The 24,147-nt window shown below is 57.2% G+C and carries 20 protein-coding genes; 9 read left to right on the forward strand and 11 right to left on the reverse strand.

Annotated elements, in window-relative coordinates; genetic code table 11:
* Positions 1–7 precede the first annotated feature (7 nt).
* Complete coding sequence (locus DRW39_RS16550; protein WP_116108182.1) at positions 8–952, forward strand: aspartate carbamoyltransferase catalytic subunit; 945 nt, start codon at positions 8–10, stop codon at positions 950–952.
* Complete coding sequence (locus DRW39_RS16555; protein WP_116108183.1) at positions 953–2,161, forward strand: 1-acyl-sn-glycerol-3-phosphate acyltransferase; 1,209 nt, start codon at positions 953–955, stop codon at positions 2,159–2,161. It begins immediately after the preceding gene.
* On the opposite strand, the gene DRW39_RS16560 is transcribed toward DRW39_RS16555, so the two are convergent.
* Entirely contained in the window at positions 2,156–2,581 is a 426-nt protein-coding gene (locus tag DRW39_RS16560) for a Dabb family protein (RefSeq protein WP_116108184.1), read from the reverse strand. The genes DRW39_RS16555 and DRW39_RS16560 overlap by 6 nt on opposite strands.
* 49 nt (positions 2,582–2,630) lie before the next feature.
* Between DRW39_RS16560 and DRW39_RS16565 the strand changes: the two genes are divergently transcribed.
* From DRW39_RS16565 to DRW39_RS16575, 3 genes are all read left to right on the forward strand, one after another.
* Positions 2,631–3,260, forward strand: coding sequence for a rhomboid family intramembrane serine protease (locus DRW39_RS16565; protein ID WP_116108185.1), 630 nt, complete (start codon positions 2,631–2,633; stop codon positions 3,258–3,260).
* 54 nt (positions 3,261–3,314) lie between these two features.
* The gene (ychF, locus tag DRW39_RS16570; RefSeq protein WP_116108186.1) at positions 3,315–4,412 is read left to right on the forward strand and encodes a redox-regulated ATPase YchF; all 1,098 of its coding nucleotides are present in this window, start codon (positions 3,315–3,317) and stop codon (positions 4,410–4,412) included.
* A gap of 257 nt (positions 4,413–4,669) precedes the next feature.
* Positions 4,670–4,969, forward strand: a complete 300-nt coding sequence (locus DRW39_RS16575; protein WP_116108187.1) for a putative quinol monooxygenase — start codon at positions 4,670–4,672, stop codon at positions 4,967–4,969.
* Between the two features lie 171 nt (positions 4,970–5,140).
* On the opposite strand, the gene DRW39_RS22535 is transcribed toward DRW39_RS16575, so the two are convergent.
* From DRW39_RS22535 to DRW39_RS16590, 4 genes are read right to left on the reverse strand one after another with little or no spacing between them, the layout of a single operon-like run.
* Positions 5,141–6,220: a chorismate mutase gene (locus DRW39_RS22535; RefSeq protein ID WP_232830173.1), complete on the reverse strand. Its 1,080-nt coding sequence runs from the start codon at positions 6,218–6,220 to the stop codon at positions 5,141–5,143.
* 6 nt (positions 6,221–6,226) lie between these two features.
* A complete protein-coding gene (locus DRW39_RS22540) occupies positions 6,227–7,069 on the reverse strand; it encodes a prephenate dehydrogenase (protein WP_198664921.1) in 843 nt (280 codons plus the stop codon).
* Complete coding sequence (locus DRW39_RS16585; protein WP_116108188.1) at positions 7,066–8,274, reverse strand: pyridoxal phosphate-dependent aminotransferase; 1,209 nt, start codon at positions 8,272–8,274, stop codon at positions 7,066–7,068. The genes DRW39_RS22540 and DRW39_RS16585 overlap by 4 nt, the downstream gene beginning before the upstream one ends.
* 4 nt (positions 8,275–8,278) lie before the next feature.
* Complete coding sequence (locus DRW39_RS16590; protein ID WP_116108189.1) at positions 8,279–9,130, reverse strand: prephenate dehydratase; 852 nt, start codon at positions 9,128–9,130, stop codon at positions 8,279–8,281.
* A gap of 284 nt (positions 9,131–9,414) precedes the next feature.
* Between DRW39_RS16590 and rseP the strand changes: the two genes are divergently transcribed.
* The 3 genes from rseP to yaaA are packed head-to-tail and all read left to right on the forward strand — an operon-like array spanning position 9,415 to position 12,078.
* The gene (gene rseP / locus DRW39_RS16595) at positions 9,415–10,758 is read left to right on the forward strand and encodes an RIP metalloprotease RseP (RefSeq protein ID WP_116108190.1); all 1,344 of its coding nucleotides are present in this window, start codon (positions 9,415–9,417) and stop codon (positions 10,756–10,758) included.
* A 56-nt stretch (positions 10,759–10,814) separates the two neighbouring features.
* Positions 10,815–11,324, forward strand: coding sequence for an iron-sulfur cluster co-chaperone HscB C-terminal domain-containing protein (locus DRW39_RS16600; protein ID WP_116108191.1), 510 nt, complete (start codon positions 10,815–10,817; stop codon positions 11,322–11,324).
* Between the two features lies 1 nt (position 11,325).
* Positions 11,326–12,078, forward strand: coding sequence for a peroxide stress protein YaaA (gene yaaA / locus DRW39_RS16605; RefSeq protein WP_116108192.1), 753 nt, complete (start codon positions 11,326–11,328; stop codon positions 12,076–12,078).
* Here yaaA and DRW39_RS16610 read toward each other — a convergent pair whose 3' ends face one another.
* The 3 genes from DRW39_RS16610 to DRW39_RS16620 all read right to left on the reverse strand — a co-directional run bounded on the left by DRW39_RS16610 (position 12,079) and on the right by DRW39_RS16620 (position 17,327).
* A complete protein-coding gene (locus DRW39_RS16610) occupies positions 12,079–13,173 on the reverse strand; it encodes a glycosyltransferase (RefSeq protein WP_116108193.1) in 1,095 nt (364 codons plus the stop codon).
* Between the two features lie 114 nt (positions 13,174–13,287).
* Complete coding sequence (locus DRW39_RS16615) at positions 13,288–15,018, reverse strand: hypothetical protein (protein WP_116108194.1); 1,731 nt, start codon at positions 15,016–15,018, stop codon at positions 13,288–13,290.
* Positions 15,015–17,327: an LTA synthase family protein gene (locus tag DRW39_RS16620; protein WP_157976175.1), complete on the reverse strand. Its 2,313-nt coding sequence runs from the start codon at positions 17,325–17,327 to the stop codon at positions 15,015–15,017. Before DRW39_RS16620 ends, DRW39_RS16615 begins: the two co-directional genes overlap by 4 nt.
* 484 nt (positions 17,328–17,811) lie before the next feature.
* Between DRW39_RS16620 and DRW39_RS16625 the strand changes: the two genes are divergently transcribed.
* On the forward strand, positions 17,812–18,222 hold the full coding sequence (locus DRW39_RS16625) for an RDD family protein (protein ID WP_116108196.1): 411 nt from the start codon (positions 17,812–17,814) through the stop codon (positions 18,220–18,222).
* A 44-nt stretch (positions 18,223–18,266) separates the two neighbouring features.
* Here DRW39_RS16625 and DRW39_RS16630 read toward each other — a convergent pair whose 3' ends face one another.
* The 3 genes from DRW39_RS16630 to DRW39_RS16640 all read right to left on the reverse strand — a co-directional run bounded on the left by DRW39_RS16630 (position 18,267) and on the right by DRW39_RS16640 (position 24,138).
* Positions 18,267–19,262 (reverse strand): LD-carboxypeptidase, encoded by a 996-nt coding sequence (locus tag DRW39_RS16630; protein ID WP_116108197.1) that lies wholly within the window; start codon positions 19,260–19,262, stop codon positions 18,267–18,269.
* Between the two features lie 101 nt (positions 19,263–19,363).
* Entirely contained in the window at positions 19,364–22,264 is a 2,901-nt protein-coding gene (locus DRW39_RS16635; RefSeq protein WP_116108198.1) for a TonB-dependent receptor, read from the reverse strand.
* Positions 22,265–22,395: 131 nt separating this feature from the next.
* Positions 22,396–24,138, reverse strand: coding sequence for a T9SS type A sorting domain-containing protein (locus tag DRW39_RS16640; protein ID WP_232830174.1), 1,743 nt, complete (start codon positions 24,136–24,138; stop codon positions 22,396–22,398).
* Between the last annotated feature and the right edge of the window lie 9 nt (positions 24,139–24,147).

Consider the following 24,147-nt stretch of genomic DNA (forward strand, 5'->3'; position numbering starts at 1 on the left):
TCCCTACATGGCCTCCGTTCAGCAACTCTCGACAAAGCACGTTCTCGGCATCAAGTATTTGACCCCGGCCGATGTTGAGCTTATTCTGGATACCGCCCGGGAGTTCAAGGAGGTCATCAACCGCCCCATTAAGAAGGTGCCCAGTCTGCGCGACATCACCATCGCCAATCTCTTCTTCGAGAATTCCACCCGCACGCGCATCAGCTTCGAACTGGCCGAGAAGCGCCTGAGCGCGGATACCGTCAACTTCAGTGCATCCAGTTCCTCGGTCAAGAAAGGAGAAAGTCTGCTGGATACGGTCAATAACATCCTGGCCATGAAGGTCGACATGGTGGTCATGCGCCATCCGGCTCCCGGTGCCCATCACTTCCTATCGAATAAGATCGATGCCAGTATCGTGAACGCCGGTGATGGTACCCATGAGCACCCTACTCAGGCGCTGCTGGACGCCTATTCCATGCGCGACGCGCTGGGGGGCGAATTACGCGGCAAGCGGGTCTGCATCTTCGGTGACATCACCCACTCCCGTGTAGCCCTGTCCAACATCTTCTGCCTGCAGCGATTGGGTGCCCACGTTCGCGTCTGCGGCCCCCCTACCCTCATCCCAAAGCACATTGGCAGCCTCGGCGTGGAGGTCAGCCACGACGTGCAGGACAGCCTCGCTTGGTGCGACGTGGCCAACGTATTGCGTATCCAGCTGGAACGCCAGGACACGAAGTTCATCCCCAGCCTACGCGAATACAATCGCTACTTCGGGATCACCAAGGAACGGATCGACCGGCTCGATAAGCCCATCGTCATCATGCACCCCGGACCGATCAACCGGGGGGTCGAGATTGATACGGAAGTGGCCGATTCGGAGCACAGCATCATCCTCCAGCAGGTTGAAAACGGGGTGGCCGTACGGATGTCGGTCCTTTACCTACTGGCAGCCCGCCGCAATGACCTGTAGATGCTCTACCATCTGGTGCGACCCGTGGCTCGTTACGTCCTGAGCTACTACTACCGTAACATCGACATTACCGGGCTGGCCAATATTCCGCCCAATGCCGCTGTCATCTTAGCGGCCAACCATCCGACGGCCTTCATCGAGCCCTGCCTCCTGGCGTGTTTTCAGCGCAGGACCCTCCACTTTCTGGCCCGGGGCGATCTCTACAAATCCCGCTTGGCTACGCTAACGCTGCGGGCCCTGAATATTCTACCGGTTTACCGGATCCAGGATGGTGGCTACGGTAAACTGACGCGGAACTACGACACCTTCGATCAGTGCTACCGCGCCCTGAGCAAATGCCAGGCCATCATGATTCTGGCGGAAGGCCGGTGCATTCACGAAAAGCGGCTGCGCCCCCTCCGGAAGGGTACCGCCCGGATTGCGCTCGGTGCCCTGGACCGCCACACCACGCTCGGAGATGTCTACATCGTCCCGGTGGGGGTCAATTTTACCGCCGCGGAACGCTGCCGGTCGACGGTCATGATCCGCTGCGGAGAACCCCTACGCACGAGTGATTACTTGAGTGAATACCGCCGCAACGAAGCCGAGGGCATACGGAATCTGACCGAAGCCCTACGAGCGGCCCTTTCCCAGCACGTCGTGCAACTGCCGGAGGAAATCGTGGATCCGACGGGTGAGCTGCGATTGACGATTGCCCGTAATAACCTGAAGCCCATTCCGGTCGGTGTAACACACTCCGGCAAGCAATTGGAAGTGGAAGAACGAGTAGCCAATACTCCGCCCGCTGATCCTGCTTTAATCCTGCGCTACGCCGCCCAACTCCAACGCCTGGGACTGCGGGACGAGGACCTCACCGTTGAAGCACCGGATCGCTTTCCTTATCGCACGCTGGTCGCCCTGGTGCTGCTCGCACCCCTACTACCGCTGTGGTTACTGGGCGAAGCCATCGCGCTGCGAGGACCCAAGACGATTGAATTTTACAGCCCGGTCCGGTTCGCCGCCGTCGCGGTGGGCACCCTGCTGTACGTGCCGCTCCTGTTTGTCGTATCGTGGCCCTGGAAGATATACCTGGTCGTTGCGCTGATGACGGCAAAGTGGTCCCTGCACCAGGTGGACACCCTGGTTAGCTGGTACCGAAAACGGCGGCTGGAGAAAGTTAGTCCCGAGCAACGAGACGTACTGCGGCAAATGCGGGAAGCGGCCCTATAGGCTGTTGTGGTCGTAAACGCGGACTTCCTTGAACTTGGCTTCGTGGTCCTCAACGAATTTAAGGTGGGTAGGCGATACCTGGTAGGCATCATGCCCGTCGACGTCGTCGAACCACAGGATCAACGTATAGTCGAAGCTGTTATCGACTACGCCACGCGAGGGGGTGGCGGCCGGCGTGCCGAGGAAAAGGCGGCGTACGGTCGGGGCTTGTTCGAGGCTGCGAACACCCTCCTCGAAGCTTTCGCGGTCAGCTTGTGAAAGGGTATCCTGCAGCCAGAAGTAAACGGTGTGGGCCAGGCCCGGATCGGCGGATGCGCTCATAGTTTGGGGAGTCTCGACCGGGCCTTCCTGCTCTGCGCAGCTCGCGAAGGCGAGGCTTATAATTAGTACGGAGGGCAACAATAGCGTGCGGTAGATCATTGATGATGGTTATGCGGGAAAGATAGCCCGATCGACCGAAATACATCCCATGACGATCATTATCATCATTATTACCGTCCTGATCTCCTGGCAGGCTTTCAATAATCCGGAGCTGAAGAGCAAGCTGATGTTTCTACCGGCGGCCATCAAAGACCGGGGGGAATATTACCGTTTTCTCACCCACGGATTTGTCCACGGTGACTTTCAGCACCTGCTTTTCAACATGTATGCCCTGTACATTTTCGGGCAGACGGCCGAGATGGTTTTTTCCAACTACCTCTTTGGCCCCACCTTCGGTAAGCTGGCATTTCTGATCTTCTACTGCGTATCGATCGTAGCCGCCAGTATTCCGGATTACCTGCGCCACCAGGACAATCGCATGTACGCCAGCCTGGGCGCTTCCGGCGGTGTCGCCGCCATGCTGTGGCCTTACATTATGCTCGGGCCCTGGAACTGGTTCATCTTTCCGCCACTGCCGGCTATTCTTCTCGGCATTGGATACATCCTGTATTCCCACTACGCCGACAAACAGGGGCAGGGCAACATTGGCCACAATGCGCACCTTTGGGGGGCCGTATTCGGCCTGGTGGCCTATTCCGGGTTGGTCCTCACCTTCGAGCCGGCCCTGATGCAGTATTTCCTGGAAGAACTGATGCAGCCGAAAGGACCTAACTTCTAGTTTAGGAGCACGCTGCGTCGTACCTTCGCCGCCCTTTAGCAAAAGGAACGTACTATGGGACTCAAATGCGGCATCGTCGGACTACCGAACGTAGGGAAATCAACCCTCTTCAACGCCCTCACCTCCGCGAAGGCATTAGCCGCCAACTATCCCTTTGCTACGAAGGACCCCAACCTCGGTGTCATCACCGTGCCGGACACCCGGCTGGATAAGTTGGAGGAGCTGGTCAATCCCCAAAAGGTGATCCCCACCACGGTCGACATCGTCGATATCGCCGGACTAATCAAAGGTGCCAGTAAGGGTGAAGGACTTGGTAACCAGTTCCTCGGTAACATCCGAGAAACCGACGCCATCCTGCACGTCGTGCGCTGCTTCGAAGACGATAACGTCGTGCACGTAGACGGCGACGTCGATCCCGTCCGCGACAAGATGATCATCGATACGGAGCTCATCCTGAAGGACATCGAAACCGTCGAAAAACGGGTAGAGAAGTTCCGTCGCACCGCCAAGAGTGGCGATAAGGAAGCCAAGCGCATCGTAGAGGTAGGCGAGGCCCTGCTCGCGCACCTGGAAAGCGAAAACCCGGCCCGTAGCTTCGACACCTCCGAAGAGGGGGAAGAGGTAGTTCAGGAACTGATGTTGCTGACCAGCAAGCCCATTCTCTACGTTTGCAACGTCGACATCGACAGCATCGAGGAGGGTAACGAGCACACCAAAGCCTTCCGGGCCGCCGTAGCCGACGAAAACGCCGAAGTCATTTTGATTTCCGCCAGTATCGAGGCTGACATCGCCGAACTGGAAACGAAGGAGGAACGCGCCGAATTCATCGAAGAGATGGGGCTGACCGAGCCCGGCGTAAACAAAGTCATCCGGGCCAGCTACGAGCTCCTGGACTTAGTGACCTACTTCACCGCCGGTGAAAAGGAAGTCCGCGCCTGGACCATCACCCGCGGCACGAAGGCACCCGGCGCTGCCGGAGTCATTCACACCGACTTCGAAAAAGGATTCATCCGCGCCGAGGTCATCCACTACGAGGATTTCGTCACCTACGGCAGCGAATCCGGCGCCCGCGACAATGGCAAGCTCAACGTAGAAGGGAAGGAATATGTCGTGCAGGACGGCGATGTTATGCACTTCCGGTTTAATGTCTGATTAGGACGACCCAGACACTCGCAGGTCCTGCGGACACTCCGAGGTCTTAAGGACCATGGCAGGGGGGAGGACTTCGGGGTATCGGTGATAGCCGTCCCGAGAGTGTCCGGAATGGCAGTGGTTAAAACATTTCGACCCAGACACTCGCAGGTCCTGCGGACACTCCGAGGTCTTAAGGACTGTAAGAATCCGGAATCAGCGATGACACTTCATGAACCCCCTACCCTGTCCGGAGTTAGGTGAGCAAAACCGAACGTATGTCTAAGCAACTGTATCTTACGGCCCACTTTCAACTGGATAAGCCGGACGAATTTGAGTCCATCTTCCGCGAGCACGCCAAGGCCAGCCGCGCCAAAGAAGGCTGTCTGTTCTTCTACCTCATCCGCGACCGCGACAAGCCCGCCCACTTCGCCACCATGGAGTGCTGGGACACCTACGACCACTTCGAGCAACACGTCGCCGACGACGAGCATACCGCGTTTCAGTCCAAGCTAAAACCTCACCTGAAGGGCGATCCGCAGGTTATGGAGGCGGATTTGGTTATGGGGATGGAGTAGAAGTAGTACGGTAGTACGGTAGTCGTCGGCTTCGCCGTCGGGGTAGTACGCTAGTGAGTCGCCGGCTTCGCCGTCGGTTAGTAGGTTAGTAGCCCTGAGGGCTGTTAGTGACACCGCCACTGAGGGAGCGACTACCCTACTAACAGCGACCGCAGGGAGCTACTCCCCCCCTTACCGTACTTTATTAACAATAGCGTCCTGGTGGTCGATGCTCTCCTGGTGGATAGCCCGCAGGTAGCTGTGCATGAACTCTTCGCTCAGGCCATGGTCTTTGCCTTGCTTGCTGGTTTCTTTGAGGACTTCTTCCCAGCGACTTTCCTGGAGGACGGCGATGTTGCGTTCGGCTTTGAATTCACCTATGGAGTCGGCTAGTTTCATGCGGCGACCGATCATTCCGATTAGGTCGTTGTCGATTTCGTCGATCTGGCGGCGTAGTTCGGTGAGGCGCTCCATTTCCATTTCGTCGGCGGTGGGCTTGCGAAGGCGGAGATTCTGCAGGAGTTCGCCGAAGACGGCAGGGGTGATCTGCTGGGCGGCATCGGACCAGGCCTCATCGGGGCGGGGATGCACTTCGGTCATGAGACCGTCGTAGTTGAGATTGAGGGCCTCCTGTGCGACTTCGGCGAGCAGGTCGCGGCGGCCGCAGATGTGGCTGTTATCGACGATCATCTGAAGGTCGGGGAAGCGGCGCTTCATCTCGATGGCCATCTGCCAGCGCGGTACGTTGCGGTAGATGGTTTCCCCGTGGTAGCTGAAGCCGCGGTGGATCAGACCGATGCGGGTGATGCCGGCCTTGTAAATACGCTCCACGGCACCGATCCACAATCCCAGGTCGGGGTTGATGGGGTTCTTGATGAGCACGGGTACGTCGGCGCCGTTGAGGGCATCGGCTACTTCCTGTACGCTGAAGGGGTTGACGGTGGTGCGGGCACCGAGCCAGAGGACGTCGATGCCGGCCTTCAGGCAGTCGTATACGTGGCTGGCTTTTGCAACCTCAGTGGTCGTTTTCATCCCGGTCTCTTCCTTGACCCGCTTGAGCCACGAAAGACCTTCCTTCCCTACCCCTTCGAAACTACCGGGGCGTGTCCGGGGCTTCCAGATGCCGGAACGGAATAAGTCAACCTGGTTGAGCTTGGCCAACTCCTGGGCGCACTGCATAACCTGTCCTTCGGTCTCGGCGCTGCAGGGTCCGGCGACGACGATGCCGCGTCCGGGCGTAGGCTCGACTACCTTTCCTATTTTCATTTCCATGGTCTTCTATTTTAAGATTTTTTCAATTTGATTGGCGCGACGGATGCGGTCGTAAAAGCCGTCGAAGTCGCGTTTGATGAGTTGGGTACGAAAGCGCGATAGCTGCTCGATGTGTTCGTCCAGCACGTCCAGGACATGATCCCGGTTCTGGCGGAAGATGGGTACCCACATATCGGGGGAACTCTTTGCCAGGCGCACCGTGGAACTGAATCCCGAACTGGCGAGTTCGAAAATGCGCTGTTCGTCTTTTTCTTTTTCCAGCACCGTAAGGGCCAGGGCGAAGGAGGCGATATGCGAGATGTGGCTGACATAGGCACAGTGAAGATCGTGCGCACTGCGCTCCAGATGGGTGAACCGCATACCGGCGCTGCCGAATACCCGCTTGGCCGTATCCACGGCGTCGTCGTCGCTGTCCTCCGCATCCACGATGACGCAAGTCTTGCCGTCAAACAGATGGGGAACGGCTGCCTCGGGTCCGCTGAACTCCGTACCGGCCATGGGGTGGCAGGCCACGAACCGGCCACGGTTAGGATGCTGCAGTACGGTATCCAACAAGGCTTGCTTCGTCGAGCCGACATCAACGATAACCTGATCGGAGCGAAGCACGCTCAGTAACTGCGGCAGCAAAGTGACCATGGCATCCATGGGCGTGGCCAGGACGATCACGTCGGAGGCGCGAATGCCGGCCTCCAGGGGGAGGTCCTCGTCGATCAACCGTCGACGGATCGCCTTGTCGAGGTTTGCCTGGCTGGCGTCCATTCCGATCACCTGTTCCGCCAGTCCGCTCTCCTTCAGGCTGATGGCTAGCGATCCGCCGATAAGTCCGATGCCGATTATTCCGATGATCATGCCGGCGACGAGTTTGTTTCTACCTGCGCTCCGCCGCCCAAACGGTTCAGCGCTTCAGTCAGCTGGTTCTCGGTGCTACAGAGACTGATGCGGACGTAGGATTGTCCCGCCGGTCCGAAGATCCCGCCGGGGGTAAGGAAAACATCTTTGCCGTATAGGGCGGCGTCGCAGACGGCGTAGCCATCGGTTCCGTCAGGACACTTCGCCCAGACGAACAGACCGACCTGCTCGCGGGAATAGGCACAGCCAAGGGCATCCATGATCCGGAAGGCGATCTCCCGGCGACGGCGATACACCGCGTTAAGTTGTTCGTACCAGTCGTTACCCAGCCCGAGGGCGACGACCGCGGCCTGCTGCACGGGCAGAAACATGCCGCTATCCATGTTAGACTTGAAGCGGAGGACCGTATTCAGATAGACGGAAGCACCCGCCAGCACCCCTACCCGCCAGCCGGCCATGTTCTGTGCTTTGCTGAGGCTCGACAACTCCAGCGCGACTTCGCGGGCGCCCGGAACCGCCAGTAGACTCTGTACGGAATCCGTCAGAATGAAGGCGTAGGGGTTATCATTGACGAGTAGGATTTGGTTTCGCCGGGCGAAGTCGACCAAGCGAACGAAGAAGTCAGGGGAACCGGTAGCCCCGGTGGGCATGTGCGGGTAATTTACCCACATGATCTTGACCTTATCTAATCCTTGCGATTCGAGCCCCTTAAGGTCTGGCATCCAGTTGCTTGCGGCATCTAAATGATAGCTACGCACCGTACCGCCGGCCAGTTCCGTAGCGGACCGGTAGGTTGGGTAACCGGGATCGGGAACGAGCACCTCATCGCCCGGATTAAGGAAGGCCATGCTGATGTGCATGATGCCCTCCTTACTGCCCATCAGGGGAAGCAACTCGCTGGCAGGATCGAGGGATACGCTGAAGTAGCGGTCGTACCAGTCCGCGAAGGCCCGGCGTAACTCCGGGCGACCGGTGTAGGGCTGATAGCCGTGACTATCGGGGCGGGCGGCGGATTCGGCCAGGGCTTTCAGGACGGCGGGCGCGGGGGGCAGATCCGGGCTGCCGATGCCCAGGTTGAGAATGTCCTTTCCCTGCTCGCGGAGTTGGGCGATTTCCCGCAGTTTGGTGCTGAAGTAGTACTCCTGGGTATCGCCGAGGCGGTCACTGACCGGTATGATGGGATCGATGGTTTGCACGGAAGTCATGGGTCTAAGGTTTTTCACCGGCGGGGTACACGCCCAGAATGCGCAGTTCCTTGGTAATGGGTTGGATACCGGCCAGGGCCTGGGCCAGGGTGATGTTGCCGTTGAGCAGAAAATCGACGTAAAAGCGATACTGCCAGGGCCGGCCGACGATCGGGGTACTCTGAATTTTGGTCAGGTTGATCTTGTACGCATCCAGGACCATCAGGACCCGCGACAGGCTACCGGCCTCGTGGCTGGTACTGAAGCTCATGCTGACCTTGTCACCGGAATCACCATCGGTATTCCGTCCGCGTTCCAGCACGAGAAAGCGGGTATGGTTGAGCTTATTGGTTTCGATGCCGTGCGCCAGGATTTCCAGGTCGTAGAGACTGGCGGCAATAATGGCGGCCACGGCGCCACGGGTACGATCGCCCTTTTCCTTGACGTGGAGGGCGCTGAGGGCCGTATCGGCGGACTCGACCAGCCGGATCTTGGGCCAGGCCTGGAAGAACTCCCGCACCTGCATCAGGGCGATGGGGTGGGAATACACTTCCCGCAGTTCTTCGATCTTGACCCCGGGGAGGGCCATGAGATTTTGCCGGATGCGCAGGTATACTTCCCCCGTTATGCGGAGCGAGGACCGCTGGAGCAGGTCGTAATTGGCCATCAGGCTGCCGGCCAGGGTATTTTCGATGGCCATCAAAGCGACATCGCTTTCCCCTTCCTCCACCTGTGTGATCACCTCGGCGAAGGTGTGCCCCGGAACGGTCACGACTTCGCGGTCGTGAAAGTGCATCCGGGCGGCGGCTTCGTGAAAGGCACCGGCGTATCCCTGGATACTTACCCGAAGCTGGCCGATGGCGGTGGTTGGTGGCATAGGTCGTTAGCAATAAAAAAAGCGGCTCCCGGATGGGGGGGACCGCTTTTGCTGTGACTTTCGATTCAAACGTTCAGCGTCCCCTACTGCGGTAGGCGGTAAAAGCTAAACCAGAAATAGAAGGTCGTATTCGTCATTATGCGGCAAACCTACGGCCTTGTTTTCGTAACACAAAATGTTGTTGTGGCAACGTCCTCGATTAATTCATCCTTCAACCATCGGGCAAACCACTCGTTACTTTATTTCCGGGACGGCGTTAGCCCCCCGTTGGCTAATTTTACCGCATGGATACTTTGATTACCGTAGGGCAGTTGGTCCTGAGCCTTTCCATATTGATCGTGCTCCACGAATTCGGCCACTTTCTGCCCGCCCGGCTATTCGGCACCCGCGTCGAGAAATTCTATCTGTTTTTCGATCCCGGCTTCAGCCTGTTCAAAAAACAGATCGGCGAAACCGAGTACGGTGTCGGCTGGCTTCCCCTTGGCGGTTACGTCAAGATCAGCGGAATGATCGACGAGAGTTTCGATACCGATCAGATGGAACAGGAGCCCCAGCCCTGGGAGTTTCGGTCCAAACCGGCCTGGCAGCGCCTGATCATTATGCTCGGCGGCGTCACGGTCAACTTCATCCTGGGCTTCTTCATCTACGCCATGGTGCTGTTTGCCTACGGTGAGGAATACTTCCCCGCGGAAAACGTAACGGCGGGTATTGCGGTAGATAGCCTGGGACAGGAGATCGGCCTTCAATCCGGCGACCGCATCGTGGCCGTTGGGAACGTGCCCTTCGAGCGGTTCAACGACCGGATCGTCCTGCGTGAAATCGCCATCAATAACGCCCGTGACATCGAAGTGCTCCGCAACGATGCACCTTACACGGTCGACGTCGACCCGAAGTGGACGGATGTTCTGACCCGCTACGAAAACAAGAACAGCCGCCTGTTTACCATGCGTATACCACTGGTCGTGGGCGAAGTGGTGGCTGGAGGTCCGGCTGACGGCGCCGGCCTGGAGAAAGAAGATCGTATCGTCAGCGTGAATGGTACCCCGACACCCTATTTCGATGAGGTGACCGACGTACTCATGGAGAATAAGGGACAGACGGTCACCCTCGGCGTTCAAGGCAAAGACAGCGATCGGATTCGTGAGATCCCGCTCACCCTGACCGAAGACGGACGGATCGGCATCGGTGTTGCCCCCCCGGAATACTTTTACGACACCGAGCGCCAGGAGTATGGCTTTTTAGAGTCCATACCCGCCGGCATCGATCAGGGCGTCAGCTTCCTGGGTGACCAGTTCAAGGCATTCGGGCAGATGTTTGCCGGCAACATTAAGGTGACGGAAAGCCTCGGTGGATTCGCCAGCATCGGTGGCATGTTCGGCAAGGTGTGGGTGTGGGAACGGTTCTGGTACATGACCGCCTCGCTTTCGCTCATTCTGGCCTTCATGAACCTCCTGCCCATTCCGGCGCTGGATGGTGGCCACGTGATGTTCCTGCTCTACGAGGTCGTCACCGGCCGCAAGCCGAGCGATAAGTTTATGGAGCGCGCTACAATGGTCGGTTTTGTCATTGTACTTGGTCTCGTCGTACTGGCCAATGGCCTGGATATCTGGCGCTGGATCAATAGTTAATCTTCCTTCATCTCTGCGGAATATTCCCATGGAATCATCTCCGCTAAGCTTTATTCATGCCTGATTACTTCGAGTTCTTTGGTTTACACCCCTCCCCGCGCATAGACCTGGCCGCGCTGAAGAAGGCCTTCTACGCGAATAGCAAGCAATTCCACCCGGACTTTCACACCCTGGAGGATGAGGCTACCCAACAGGATATTCTGGAAAAAAGCACGCTGAATAACGAGGCCTACAAGGTCCTGTCTGATGATGATCAGCGCCTACGTCATTTGCTGGAGATCAAGGGTATTCTGGAAGATGAAGGACAGAATAAAGTCCCGCAGGAATTCCTGATGGAAATCATGGAGGTCAACGAGGCCCTCATGGAGCTGGAATTCGAAGACGACCCCGCCGTTCGTCAGAAAGTGGAAGGCCTCATCGACCAACTGGAGTCCAGCCTGAATAGGGAGGTAGCCCCCCTCATGGCGGCATACAATCCGGATGAGGTCACGGAAGCGGACCTGCAATTACTCAAAGATTATTACCTGAAGCGCCGCTACCTGATGCGTCTGCGCGAAAAAATTTAGAATGCTCATTCTTCTATCTCCAGCTAAGACGCTGGATATGTCTGCCGTCGACGTACCGGCCAGGTCTCCCCGTTTTCTGGAGGATACCCGGCAGCTCATGCAAGGGCTCCGGAAAAAGAGCGAAGCCGACTTGATGGAGCTGATGTCGATCAGTGAAAAATTAGCCGAGCTGAATCACAAGCGGTTTCAGACTTTTGAGGATGGCGTAGCTGGAAAACCGGCACTGCTCGCTTTCCAGGGCGACGTCTACCAGGATTTGCAAGCGGCCGATTTCAACGAAAGGGAACTGGATTTCGCGGACCAACAGATCCGAATTCTGTCCGGGCTCTATGGTCTGCTGCGTCCCCGCGACCTCATGCAGGCTTACCGACTGGAAATGGGAACCAAGCTGGACACCGAACGGGGTAGCGATCTGTATGACTTTTGGGGCGGAAAGATCACCGACCTGCTGAACGAAGACCTTAAGCAAGATGGCACCGGACTGGTGCTCAATCTCGCCAGTAAGGAATATACCAAAAGCCTGCAGTTGGACCGTGTCGATGGTCGAGTGCTAAACGTCCAGTTCAAGGAACGGCGAAACGGAAAGCTTCGGTTCATCACCTATAATGGCAAGCGGGCCCGGGGAATGATGGCGCGCCTAATTACATTGGAAGGCATAAGCAAGGCAGCGCCCCTGAAAGAGCTGATCGTCAACGACTATGCATATTCCCCCGAGCACAGCACGGAGGACGACTGGATGTACGTCAAGGAATAGCTAGTCGGCGATCTCTTCCCAGTAACCGAGCAACTGCTGCGCCCGCTGAGCGGTCGTATGGCTCGATAAAACCCGCTCCCGGGCCGCGGCTCCGATCTTACGACGGGTTGCCGCATCCGTGCCGTACAAAATATCGAGTACGTCCTGCTCGCAGGATACGCAGAATACTTCCCGGTCTACTTCAAAGAACTCATCCACACCGTCCCAGTCTTCGGTCAGTACCGGGACGCCGCAGGCCGCGGCGGCCAGCAACTGCCGGGGCGGGGTGTAGCCATATTCACGGCGGTCGCTTTTGCCGAGGATTAGGGTGCACGACTGTCGATTGTAAAAATCAACGCGGTTCGTCTCCGGCAGGTGCTCCAGATAGGTCAGGTTTTCCGGCCAGATCGAGGCAAAAGGATAGCCCGCCCCGGCCAGCGCAAACTGCCGGTTGGGGGTGATGCGGGCCGGCTCGAGCAGTAGCGATTCCAAGAGGTACTGCCGTTCCGGTTTGAAGTTGCCGATAAATCCGAGATCATAGTTCTCCTCGATATCCATCCGGTAGAAGGAGAAGGGATCAATGCTCTCGTAAAGTGGGCGGACGCAGGCTACACCGAATTCGTCGGAAAGGCGCTGTAGGGCCGGTCCACCAGTGGTGGAGAGGTAAAGGTTAAACGCGCGAATCGTGTCGGCGCTCAGGCGGGAGGTATCGCGGATGTGGTTACCCGCGTCCAGATGCCGCAGGGTCTGACACAAGTTAGTATCGTAGTAAATTTTGATCCCCCGTGCTTCCTCGGCAATCCACGAGGCAATGCGGTCGCATTCCCGCAGTCCGCTGCCAAGCAGCACTAAATCGGCCGAGGCGATGACCGGTAAATATTCACTAAGTAAGGTATCCACGTCGTCGTAGGTCCATACCTCGCAGTAGGGTGACCGCAGCATATCGCGTGGTGCTTTACCGCGCAGCTCAACGGGCTCCAGGTAGGTGGTCCGGTGACCGTGGTGTGCCAATTCGTTAATAAGGCCCCGGTACAGCTCCGCACCAGGGTTGGCGACGCTACTGAGGATAGAGCGTCCGATGATGACCAGATCCAAAGTTTGATTGGCAAAATTCACGGTAGCAAGGTACGCACCCACGAGGTTTGGTCAACTGGCTGACCGTTAGTATTTCGTTAAATGAGGTCGCCGGCGCGACGGAGTTCTCTATTGCGGCTATACGGGAACGCAGGGCTACCGGGACTCCTCCTTCGAAGGTTTTGTCCCGTGCAGCACGGCTACGAAACGGTCGAGGGTAGCGCGCGTGATGCTCCAGTCCGGTGGCTTGATGTCCCCCCAGGCTTTTGGCGTATCGCTCATGTTGAAATAATTGATGCCCACCACGCGTGTGTCTTCCGCCAGCACCCGGGCGGCGGCTTCCATCCACTGCGTCTGATATTCTTCGGGGCCCTTTACCCCGAACTCGGTGATGAACACGGGCTTGTCGACGAAGCGCATGCGCCACATCTTCCGCTTGAAGATCACTTCGAAGGACTCCTGCTTCGTAGGATCCGTGATATTCTTATCCGGTAGTCCGTAGATGGCAATGCTCACCATATCGACGTAGTCGTCCCCGGGGTACCATTCCAGGAAGCCACGGTCTCCGGCCGGGCCCCAGATACGGGTCACGTTGGCTGGCATACTGTCGTGCGCCATTACGTAGCGGAAAGACGTGATGTAATCCTGCGGATCCCTGCTCTGCCAGGGGTAGCGGTGAATGGGAATTTCCATTTCGTGAGCATAGCGGAAATACACCTGTTGATTGGCGGCGGCCAGTGTAGCGAAGACCCGCAACAGTTCCGGGTCATACTGGCCCGCCGTGACGTTAGTCAAGACGTTCGTATCGCTCTCTTCAATGGGCCGCGTGAAAGGCTCGAATGTCACGATGGTAGCGTGTCCGCGGCGGTTGACGGCTTGGAAGAGCGAATCAAAGCGGCCGTCGCGAATGTGCTCGAAGTCCGTAAAGATGTGCTCCGCTTCCACCTCCGGGGCTTCGAGCAAACGCTGCTGCGGATCGTACAGGCCGACGGTAATGGCCGTGCTGCGAGGGCCAGCCTGGGATGGTGCCTTCGGGGGGGTCCCATAGATATCGGCTGCTCCCCGACCAAGTCGGCCTACGACCTCTTCAATGTCCGGGTAGTTGCCCTGGTACCCTTCTTCGGTTAGTACGAAAATGGGTACCCGTAAAAACCGAAGGCGGTGCAGCCTGCGGTATAGATCCTCGTCTGGCGAGACATTGGTGGGATAAGCGTCCAACTTTTCCTCCGCGGCGTAGCGGTAAGTCACGGACGCGGCATCCACTACATCGTCGCCCGGATAGTACTCCATCGCCCCCGGGTAACCCGCCGGTGCCCAGACCAATTTGGCGGCTGGAGCCAGCTTCCGGCAAATAGAAGCCAGGCGGCGAAACGATTCAATAAAAATCCTGGGGTATTGCTGCCAGGGGTACTGTTTTACAGGTACTTCCACATTGGGGTTAAAGCGGAGGTAGACCCCTTCCCCACCCCGGGGCAACGATCGGGCCAGTTCGCGGAACATAGCGTCGTACTTGCCGTCGACGATGTCGTTAAGCGGGTTGTCTTGGTAGGTGTCCGCACCGTGGCTCCAGGTCCGCAGGGTGATCATCAAAGGCGGTTGAGATTCAAGCAGCATTTGCTCGCCACCGGACGGGTTCCAGCCGGTGTGGTAATTCAGGTCCAAAGTCAGATGACTGTATTCCCTGGATACCTCGCCTTTTATCGTATCGCTCCAATCAAATACGGCATAGGTCTCCATATCCGGGTCAGGGTACAGTTCACTGTCGCGCTGGAGGAAGGGCACGGCAATGCCCCACCCCAAATAGGGAGCGATCAGGTAAATGAGAATACCGACGGCTACCAGGCTGACCAGTATCCACCGAACCGCTAAATGACTTTTCTTACTCATTCCAGGGAGTCGTAGTAATTGCTTTGGTGCTGTACCCAGGCCGCGACGCGTGTGCGGGCCTCGGCGATCACGGATGCGGGTACCGTGTGAACGATGTCGTGTTTTTCCTGGGGGTCATCCGCCAGGTTATAGACTTCCACCGATTGCTTTGACTCATTGAAGATAAACTTCATCGGGCCACGACGGTAGCCAAAGTACAGCTGCGTCCAGGGGGAAAAGAAGAAGGCCTCCTCTCCGTGATCCGCAAGGAGGTTGCGACTCTGCCCGCTGATGTCGGTTTCGACACCCAATAGGCCCAGGATAGTAGCCGGTATATCCTTTACGCCCCCGAGTCCCGCGTTGCGCCCCCCGCTGAACAGCACCGGATTAATCAGGTAGAGAGGGACCCGAATATCCTCTTCATAAAGCGTATTTCCGTGCCCGTGATGCCCGTGCTGTCCGAAAGCTTCCCCATGATCGCCGGCGATCACGACTAAGGTATTGCTGTCTCGCCCCGTAGCTTTCAGTCCGGCGATGACCTGGTCAACCATTTCCACGCCGTGCTCCAGGGCGTTGAGGTAACGACTTTGGTAAAGGTCCTGGGTGGCGTACTCGGTCTCCGGACCGGAAAAGTAATAGGGGTAATGCGATTGTACCGTCCAGATGACGGACGCAAAGGGTTCCTCGCTCGTACCCGTCCATTCGGCAAACCGATCGGCCAGGCATAAGTCGTCGATGGCGGCATTTTCGCGGTAGTCTTCCGATTGTAAAGTGTAGGTCTGATCGCAGGCAATCAGCCGGTAGTCTTCCACTACGTCGAATTGCCGGTGTTGCAGGAACTCCATCCCCCGCTGCCAGCTCAAATCGCCCGACGTGAAAAATGACGTCCGGTAGCCCAGCCGGCTCAATTCTCCGGGCAGCGATGCGAAGGGGTAATCGGTGAATTCCCGCGTTACGCTCTCGTAACTCAATTTGGGATACATCCCGGTCATTAGCGACACCATCGTTGCGTTCGTGGATGGCGCGTGAGCGTAGATATTTTCGAAGTAGAGTCCATTCGGATGATATTTTTGTAGCCTCTGCCGTAGGGTGGGAAACGCTTCCGGACCGTCTAAATAGACCGCACCGGCGGACTCCAGGACGATTAATACCACGTTGCGAATGGGTGTCGAATCCAGCGAAACAAATTTTTCAGGCCGGGCAGCGGCTCCTTCCCGGAACGGCAGTTGCCCGGCCGGCACCGCTAGTCCTCCGAGTGTCGGCGTCGCATCGGCGGAAACCGCAGATTGTAGAAAAGCGATAATGGCATTCCGGCGTTCACCGGGAAGGATGGACCAATCCACTATAGTAGCTGAAACGAGTGCCGCTAGGATGACCACCGAACATATAGCTGGTAATAACCAGCGGGCGCCCGGCAGCGGCAGCCATCCGGCAAAGATGGTAAAGAGGTATCCGAGCAACGGTACGCAGAGGGTCAACGATACGATATTCACCAGGCTCTCCGTAGAGGCCTGTTCGCCCAGCGCCGACCACGCATCGGAAGAAAGCAAGAAGTCGGAATAGTATAGCCACTGGTAGGTGAACGGACTGCCGAGATACTCGACCGCATCCACATTCACTAGCGCGATTGCCGAGATTAGCGTGAGAACACCGATCGTGATGGCGACGACCCGGGAAGCGGCACGGCGGGGTGTCACCCACAGCAGCAGATAGGCCGCGGCGACAATTCCCGCGATGAGGCAGATATCTTCCAGACCGGCAGCCAGTAATTTACCCGCCCCCCGGCGAAAGAGGTTGGCCACCGGCATCTCGAAGATTGCCGCCCGGGCGAGGAGATGGATCGCAACGGCACCGAGCGCTGTCCCGAATACAAGATCGATCGAGCGACCGGCGCGGTCCTCCGAGTATCTCGGTAACAATATTCGGGCGAGTGCATAAGCGATCAGCAAACCGACGAGCACCCAGGCTCCCCAGGCGGATTCTTCCGCCAAGTCGGTTCCATTCGCCGCTTCGGGGGTTGCGGCCACGTAGATATGGTCCGTTTCACCCACCGTGATGGTGGCCCCGGATGCAGTATCCCAATAATCCCGGAACTGGCCGTCGACGGCCCGCGTCACCCAAAAGCAATAGTAAATGTCCTCCCCGGCGGGTACATTCAGCTTGGCCGTAAACCCGGAATCGGACGGAATCATGGGTGTACCCAGCAGTGACCCAACCTCCTTCGTGCCCGGATGCGCCCGAAGCATGGAATCCGCATGCAGGTCGATCGCCTTCCAGGCAAGGAACACCTCGCCGATGTCGGGACCGCTATAGGTTATCCTCTGGGTCACCGTATCCCCCGGTCCGGGGGCACCCGAAACGTGGGATGAGGCAATTGCCAGACAATAAAGAACCCTGAATACCGACTGGATCATTAACGGAGGAAGCGTTTCTAACTCTCCAAGCTACGGCACCACAGAGAAGTTTTATGGAATGTAGCCTATAAGCAGACCCAGGTAAAAAAAGAAACAAACCAGCGACAAGAGAAATAGCACATCCCGCTTGCGGGTAGGAATAAGGATGTTCATGTTAGGTGTTTTTCGTAACCGCAAGGTCCCCTTATTTACCCTCTTCACTGAGGACGCTACCCCCTAACCCGTTCCGCTTTAAAGGGGACATTCGGATTACCTAACCATTTATAAACTGCTGTAATTCAATCACCTAACTGATCGACGTACCAAAACCTTTTCGTCGTTTTTTAGCCGTTCTTCGTCGACCCAATTTGACCCGCCATCGCTCGACCCCTACATTTCGGTTAATTAAAATATACGCGACATGAATGTCTTCGGACGCTACCTGATCTACTTAGCCGATTGCCTGGTCATGCTCTTCGTCATCGGCATGCAACTGTTAATTTTCCGGGGTGAACTGCCATTCGACCACGATACCGACCACTGGCTACCCATGCTGCTGGATGGTGGAAGCGTCGGTTTGGTAACCTTGCTAGGTGGAACCCTGTACTGGACGATCGTCGACTACCACCACGAACTGAAGGAGTTGCGCCGGTCGGTCATTGTATCCAGCGTAAGTGGTGAAGAACCGGACTTGTCGACGCGTATCCTGCGCTCGTTCCTGAAGGCCTTCACGCTATTCACCTTTCCCGTACTCATTCTCTTTGCCGTATTCAGCAAGGGTCACCGCTTTTTGCACGACTACGTCGCTAAAACGGAACGGATTTCTAACTAAGGCTCACCCTTTTTCGAATAGCACTTTACCTGCGCTCCGCCGCCCTATTCGGCCGGATCCAGATAGAAATCTAGTGCGTTGAAGCGCATCTGTCCCCCTACCGGCAACGTGGACATGTCTTTGATGTGCCCGATGGGCATTCCGTAGGCTACGGGTATACCCAATTCGCCCAGCCGGTCGGTAAGTGTTTCCCGCAGGGTGAGCGATCGGTCGTCCGGGTCCGCCTCGCAGTCGGAAAAGGTTCCCAGGACGATTCCCGCCGCCGATTGGATGTTCCAGGCCTGTCTCAGTTGAGTGAGCATGCGGTCGATGCGATAGGGCTTCTCCCCCACTTCCTCGATGAATAAGAGTTTACCGGTCAGGTGAGGCATTACGCCGGTGCCGACCATCGCCGCCAATAAGCTCAGATTACCGCCCCAGATCGTCCCGATAGCGGTCCCCGGGTGGATGACGTACTGCTCCTTCGTCCGTTCGGCCGGCTCGATCCGCTGCCATTTCTCCCCCTCCCAGACCGCGTTACGCAGGTAGCGTTCGGTAAAGGGGGTAAAGTCGGAGCTGCCCACCGGACCGTGGTAAGTAATCATACCCGTTTCGTGCGTGATCGCATTGAGTAACGCGGTGATGTCACTGTATCCGATAAGTATCTTGGGATTGCGGCGGATGAGCTCATAGTTCAGATCCGGCAACAGGCGGGCGCTACCGTAGCCGCCGCGGGCGCACCATACGGCTTTGACGTCGCGGTCGGCAAACATGGCGTGGAGATCGTCCAGTCGTTCCCGGTCAACGCCCGCCAGAAAGCCGCGTTCCGAGCGCAGATAGCGTCCGGGTTTGACCGTCAGGCCAAGGCCTTCGATCTGGCGGTAGGCTCGCTCCAGGCTTTTATCGTCGATGTAACTGGCGGGCGTGATGAGCCCCACGGTGTCTCCCTTCCGCAGGCGCGCGGGATAATTTTGCGTGCGGCGGAGCGCAGGTGAAGCGGTCGCCAATGTGGGGAGGGCCAATCCGGCGGCGAGGGCCCTGGTGAAGGTTCTACGGTCCATACCCGCCAAGTTACTGAACAAAAAACGCCCCCCGTGCGAGACGGAGGGCGTTGTAAATGGGACTACAAAATGTAATCTAGTGCGTCTTGTGGCGGGGCGGTTTAGATGCCGTAGCTGATGCCGAACGATACTTCCCGGCCACGCTCGTAGCTCTGGAAAATGTATTCGCGATCGAAGGTGGAATAGCTTTCGAAGGCTGGGTTCAGGAGGTTGCGGGCACGGAGGCTCAACGTGAAGTTTTGGATCTTTTTGCTGAGGCTTACATCCAGTTGTCCCCGGCCGCGTTCGTATACATCGGGAGAATTAGCGGCCCCGATGCCCTGTAGGCGGTCACCGAAGTAGTTGAAAGCGATGATGGCGTCCCAGCCGGAGTTGGGCGCGGTGTAGGCCAGGTTAGCGTTGATCACCACCGGAGACTGCCCGTTAAAGGGGCGCTCCTGGCTAGCGTTCGGATCCTCCTGCAAGTTAATTTCGTACTCCTGCTGGTCGATCAGCTGCTGCGATTCGATGAGCGAGAGGTTGGTGCTGATCGTAAAGTTTTCGAGCTTAGAGGTAAGGAAACCTAGGCTTTTACGGGCTTCGATTTCCAGGCCGTAGAGACTGGCACTTTCGGAGTTGGTCCAGGTAAATTGCTGATCGTCGGCCAGGCGGAAGGTGGTCACGATCGGGTTACGAAACCGCTTGTAGAAAGCACTCAGCGCCAGGACTTCTCCGGCGTTGGGGAAGATCTCGTAGCGCAGGTCGTAGTTGTCGATATTGGTCAACCGAAGCTCGGGGTTACCGAACACCGGTGGTTCGCCCAGAAAGTTGAAGGATCCAAAGGGAGCGACCTCGCGCATGTTCGGCCGCGCAACGGTTTGTGTAAAGCTGGCGCGCAGATTGCTGCTTTCGCCCACCTTGTAGACCAGGTTCAGCGCCGGCATCAGGCTGATGGTGTCGATGTCGGCGGTATTGTCGTCAATACGGCGCTGGTTGGGCTCGGGCCGCTCTAGTTCGTTGAAAACGACGTCGCTCTGAACGAGAATGTCGGTCTGTTCGGCCCGTAAACCGAAGATGGCCTTGAAGCGGGACGTTACGTCCAGGGTCATCATGGCGTAGGCACCGGCCACGGCGTAGTCACCGATGTAGCTGTTTGCCAGATTGCTGTTTTCGTATATGTAAGTTCCGATGGTGTTGCTGCCGCTACCGGATTCGATGACGCCCCGGTTGCCGGGACCGAAGTAGACGCCAAAATCTCCTCCGGCATCCGTAAGCGTCAAACCTCCCGCACGACCGAATTCAAACGTGCGCTCACCAAAATCGCGTTGCTTGAGGCGGTACGAACCCCCGAACTTGATGGAATTCCCCCGACTTTTTCCCTGGAGTACGGGAACGGTGATATCAAGTTTACCCTGATAGGTATTATCGTCGAGTTCGCGGAAGTACCGGCTGGGCTGGGTGAAGCGAGAGGGGGCAATAGCGAACTGATCCCCCCGCCGAATGTATTCGGCGAAACGCAGATCGGGTTCATTTTGCTTGCTGTCGACGTAGTTGGCAGTCCACTCAACTTTCGTATTCCCCAAGCCGGTAAGGGTATGCTCACCCTGGAGGACGTAGTCGATAAGTTCCCGCTCGAGGAAGGTGGAAGCCTGCGAATAGTAATAGTTTTCCGGGGTCCCGGCCGCCGATTTATTTTCGTTACTTCCCTGGAGGATGCGGCCTTCCAAAAAGCCCTGGTGGCTATAGAGGGTGTAGAAGGATATGTTGTTGGCCGAGGAGGGCCGCAAAGTCACGCCTACCATGCCGCCGACTTTACCGCTTTCGACGCTTTTGTCGTCGGTCAGGTCGTAGTTTTCCTGTAAGGCCCCGGAACCGCTGACGGGGTTAAAGTAAATAGCGTTCGTACCGTTCTTGTACTGGCTGAAGTCACGGCTGACGCTCAGGGAGGCAAAGACGCCGACCGGCATGGTACCTACGTTGAACTGGTTGCCGATGTTACCGCTGAAGCTGTAGTCCGGCCCGGTGTTGCGCGAGTAGACATCAAAGCCGTTTCCGAAGGCATCACCAAGACGATTAACCGCAGTGGCCACGTCGTCATTGGTTTGCGCATTAAAGCCCGCTTGACGACTGAGAGCATCGTTAGAGCTGACCAATGGATCATCTACCAAGGAAGGGAGGTCCAGCGTCCCATCGTTATAGCCCAGTCCGGTCAGGTCACCTCCGTCGTAGGTCAGAAAGTCATTTCGGAAATTGGATTGGGCGTTGTAAGACCCGGAAACGCTTAGGCCCCAGGTAAACCGCTCGGGTAGTGCCTTGATCTTGATATTAACGCTACCGCCGGTGAAGTCACCTGGCAGGTCAGGGGTAAAGGTCTTGGAAGCAACTATGTTGTCCAGAATGTTAGTCGGGATAAGGTCCAATTGCGCGGAGTTGCGATACGGGTCAATGCTGGGAAGCTGCAGACCGTTGATCGTGGTGGCCGAATACCGGTCGCCCAATCCGCGTACGTAAACGTACTTGCCATCCACTACGGTAGTACCGGTGACCTTTGTCAACGCGGCGGCTGCCGTACCGGCCCCGAGACGTTGAATCTCCTGACTGGAAATGACGTCCTGAACTTTGTCACTGTTCTGGCGGAGTTTCATGACGGCTACTTCGCCCCGCTCGATGGCCTGGGCCGTTACGGTCACGTCCAGGGCCAGTTCCACCCCCGTGTCTTCCCCGAAGCTGACATCGATGATGGTGGTTTCGTTGGCCAGCACCTGCACGTCCTCTACGACCTGATTCGCGTAGCCAACGTAGGAGACGACCAGGTTGTAGGTTCCCGGGGCGGTCTGAAATTGGAACTTACCCTCGATGAAGTCCGTCTGGGCGCCGATGGTGGTTCCCTCGATGACCACGTTCGCCCCCAGCATGGGGAAGCCGTCTTCATCGAAGACAGTACCGGAAATTGCTCCGGTTTGAGAATAACAGTTTATCGCCGCAAACAGCAGTGCGGTCAGATAAAGGATGCGTTTACGCATGATAAGGAAATTATGATTTGCACTAGAAAAATGGGGGGGCACACCAACGTTGCGGCGATGTGCCCCCGCGAAATATGTAGTCTTGGCGGGGCCGGAAGTGAACTATCCCACTTTACTCCGGCCTCGTTTTGTTAGCGAGTAACGGCCATGCGCTGTACCAACCGGCTGCCGGGAACGTCCAGAATGACGAAGTAGGTGCCGGAAGCCAGGCGGCTTACGTCGATGGTTTCGGATTGGGGTCCGGCGGTGTACTCCGCGACCGAGCGGCTGACGGGACGACCGTAGATGTCCATGACGGTCAGGGTGACACGCGCGGCGCTGGGCAATTCGAAGCCGATCCGGGTCATCTGGCTGGCGGGGTTCGGAACGGGAGCGTCCAGCAGGAAGCCGTTCTCAACCACCTGACCGACCCCATTGGTGAAGTCGCTGATCACGATCATCATTTCATCAAGTGCCGTCCAACCGGTCAGCCAGGACATACTGTCCATGCCATTGCCGGGGGCGAACGCCCCGTAGTACGCTACCGTATCGTAGCCTGCTATAGCGGCCGGAGCACCGGTAGCGGCGAAGCCAAAGGGAGAAGGGCGGGGATCGATATTGCCACCGTTGTCATCACGATCCTCGCCCTCACTATTGAGGTTGGGATTGATGATCTGATTACCGGCAGCGAGGAACCTGGCTGCCACCGTGTCGGTTGCAGCACCCTCGATGATTTCCGTGGCGTCGTCTATCGCTACGAATAGGTCCGACGCTTCGGTACCGGCTTCGAAGTTGTAAAAGATGTTATTGCGGAAAGCCAGATCGCCGGCAATTAGACGATCATAGGAGTCCGGAGTGTTATCAGAGCGTTGCTCGATCGCGATGGCAGCTCCGTTGTAGTCCGTGAAGATTGAGTTGTAGTAATACCCGCCGGCATTGTCGCGCAGCAGAATCGCAAAGGGAGGATCGTCTTCACTATTCTCTCCGGCGTCCGTAGTCTCGCCATTACCGATACCAATGTAGGTGGCGTTGTAGATGGTCGGCTGGCTGAAGGGGCTTTGTCCGTCGGGGACAGCACCGTCGTGCTCGCCGGCGCGGCCGGTGCCTAGCACTTCGTTAGGAGCTTGGAGTACAAACCAGTACTGTCCGCCGCCCCGCCATCCGGTGTCGTAGTCCATACCGTCGTCACTGCAATAAGACACCGCTGCGTGATCCACCCGTACGGTTCCCCCGAACCATTCGATGCCGTCGTCCAGGTTAGCAAACACTTCGACGTAGTCGATGGTAGTTCCGGAACCTACACCACCCAAGGTGAGTCCGTTGATCTCGTTGTCGCCGTCAAGCGCAAATCCACCGTGACGAATAGACACGTAGGTCAGCACACCGCTGTTATCCTCAGGGTCGGTGCCACCGTAATTAGAGCGGGTATCGCTGGCGACAATACCTTCAATGTTGTTAGTTGCAGCCGAAAAGGCAATGGGGGCCGCACCCAGAATGATGACACCACCCCAGAGTCCTTTGCGGACACTGCCGTCGGGGTTGGTGAGATCCATTGGATCCTCGAGATCATCCAGGTTAGAAGTGAATATGATGGGTGCATCTGCCGTACCGTTGGCGAAGATTTGTGCACCACGGGCTACGATGAGGGCGGAAGCATTGTCGCCAGTAGTAATATCACTATCACTATACGCCTTGATGACCGTACCGGCTTCGATGGTCAGGGTCGCGCCGGGCTCCAGAAAGACTAATCCGTTGAGGATGTAGGTATTTTCGCTTTCCCAGGTGTAGTCCTCGTTGGCGACGAGGGATTCATCGTCGATGACGATGGTTTCCTGTGCCGCGGCGAAAGCCGACAGACAGAACAGGAGGGTAAATAAGGTAAATCTTGAGTTCATAAATGACGG

Source organism: Lewinella sp. IMCC34191 (assembly GCF_003390935.1).
Lineage (GTDB): Bacteria > Bacteroidota > Bacteroidia > Chitinophagales > Saprospiraceae > Neolewinella.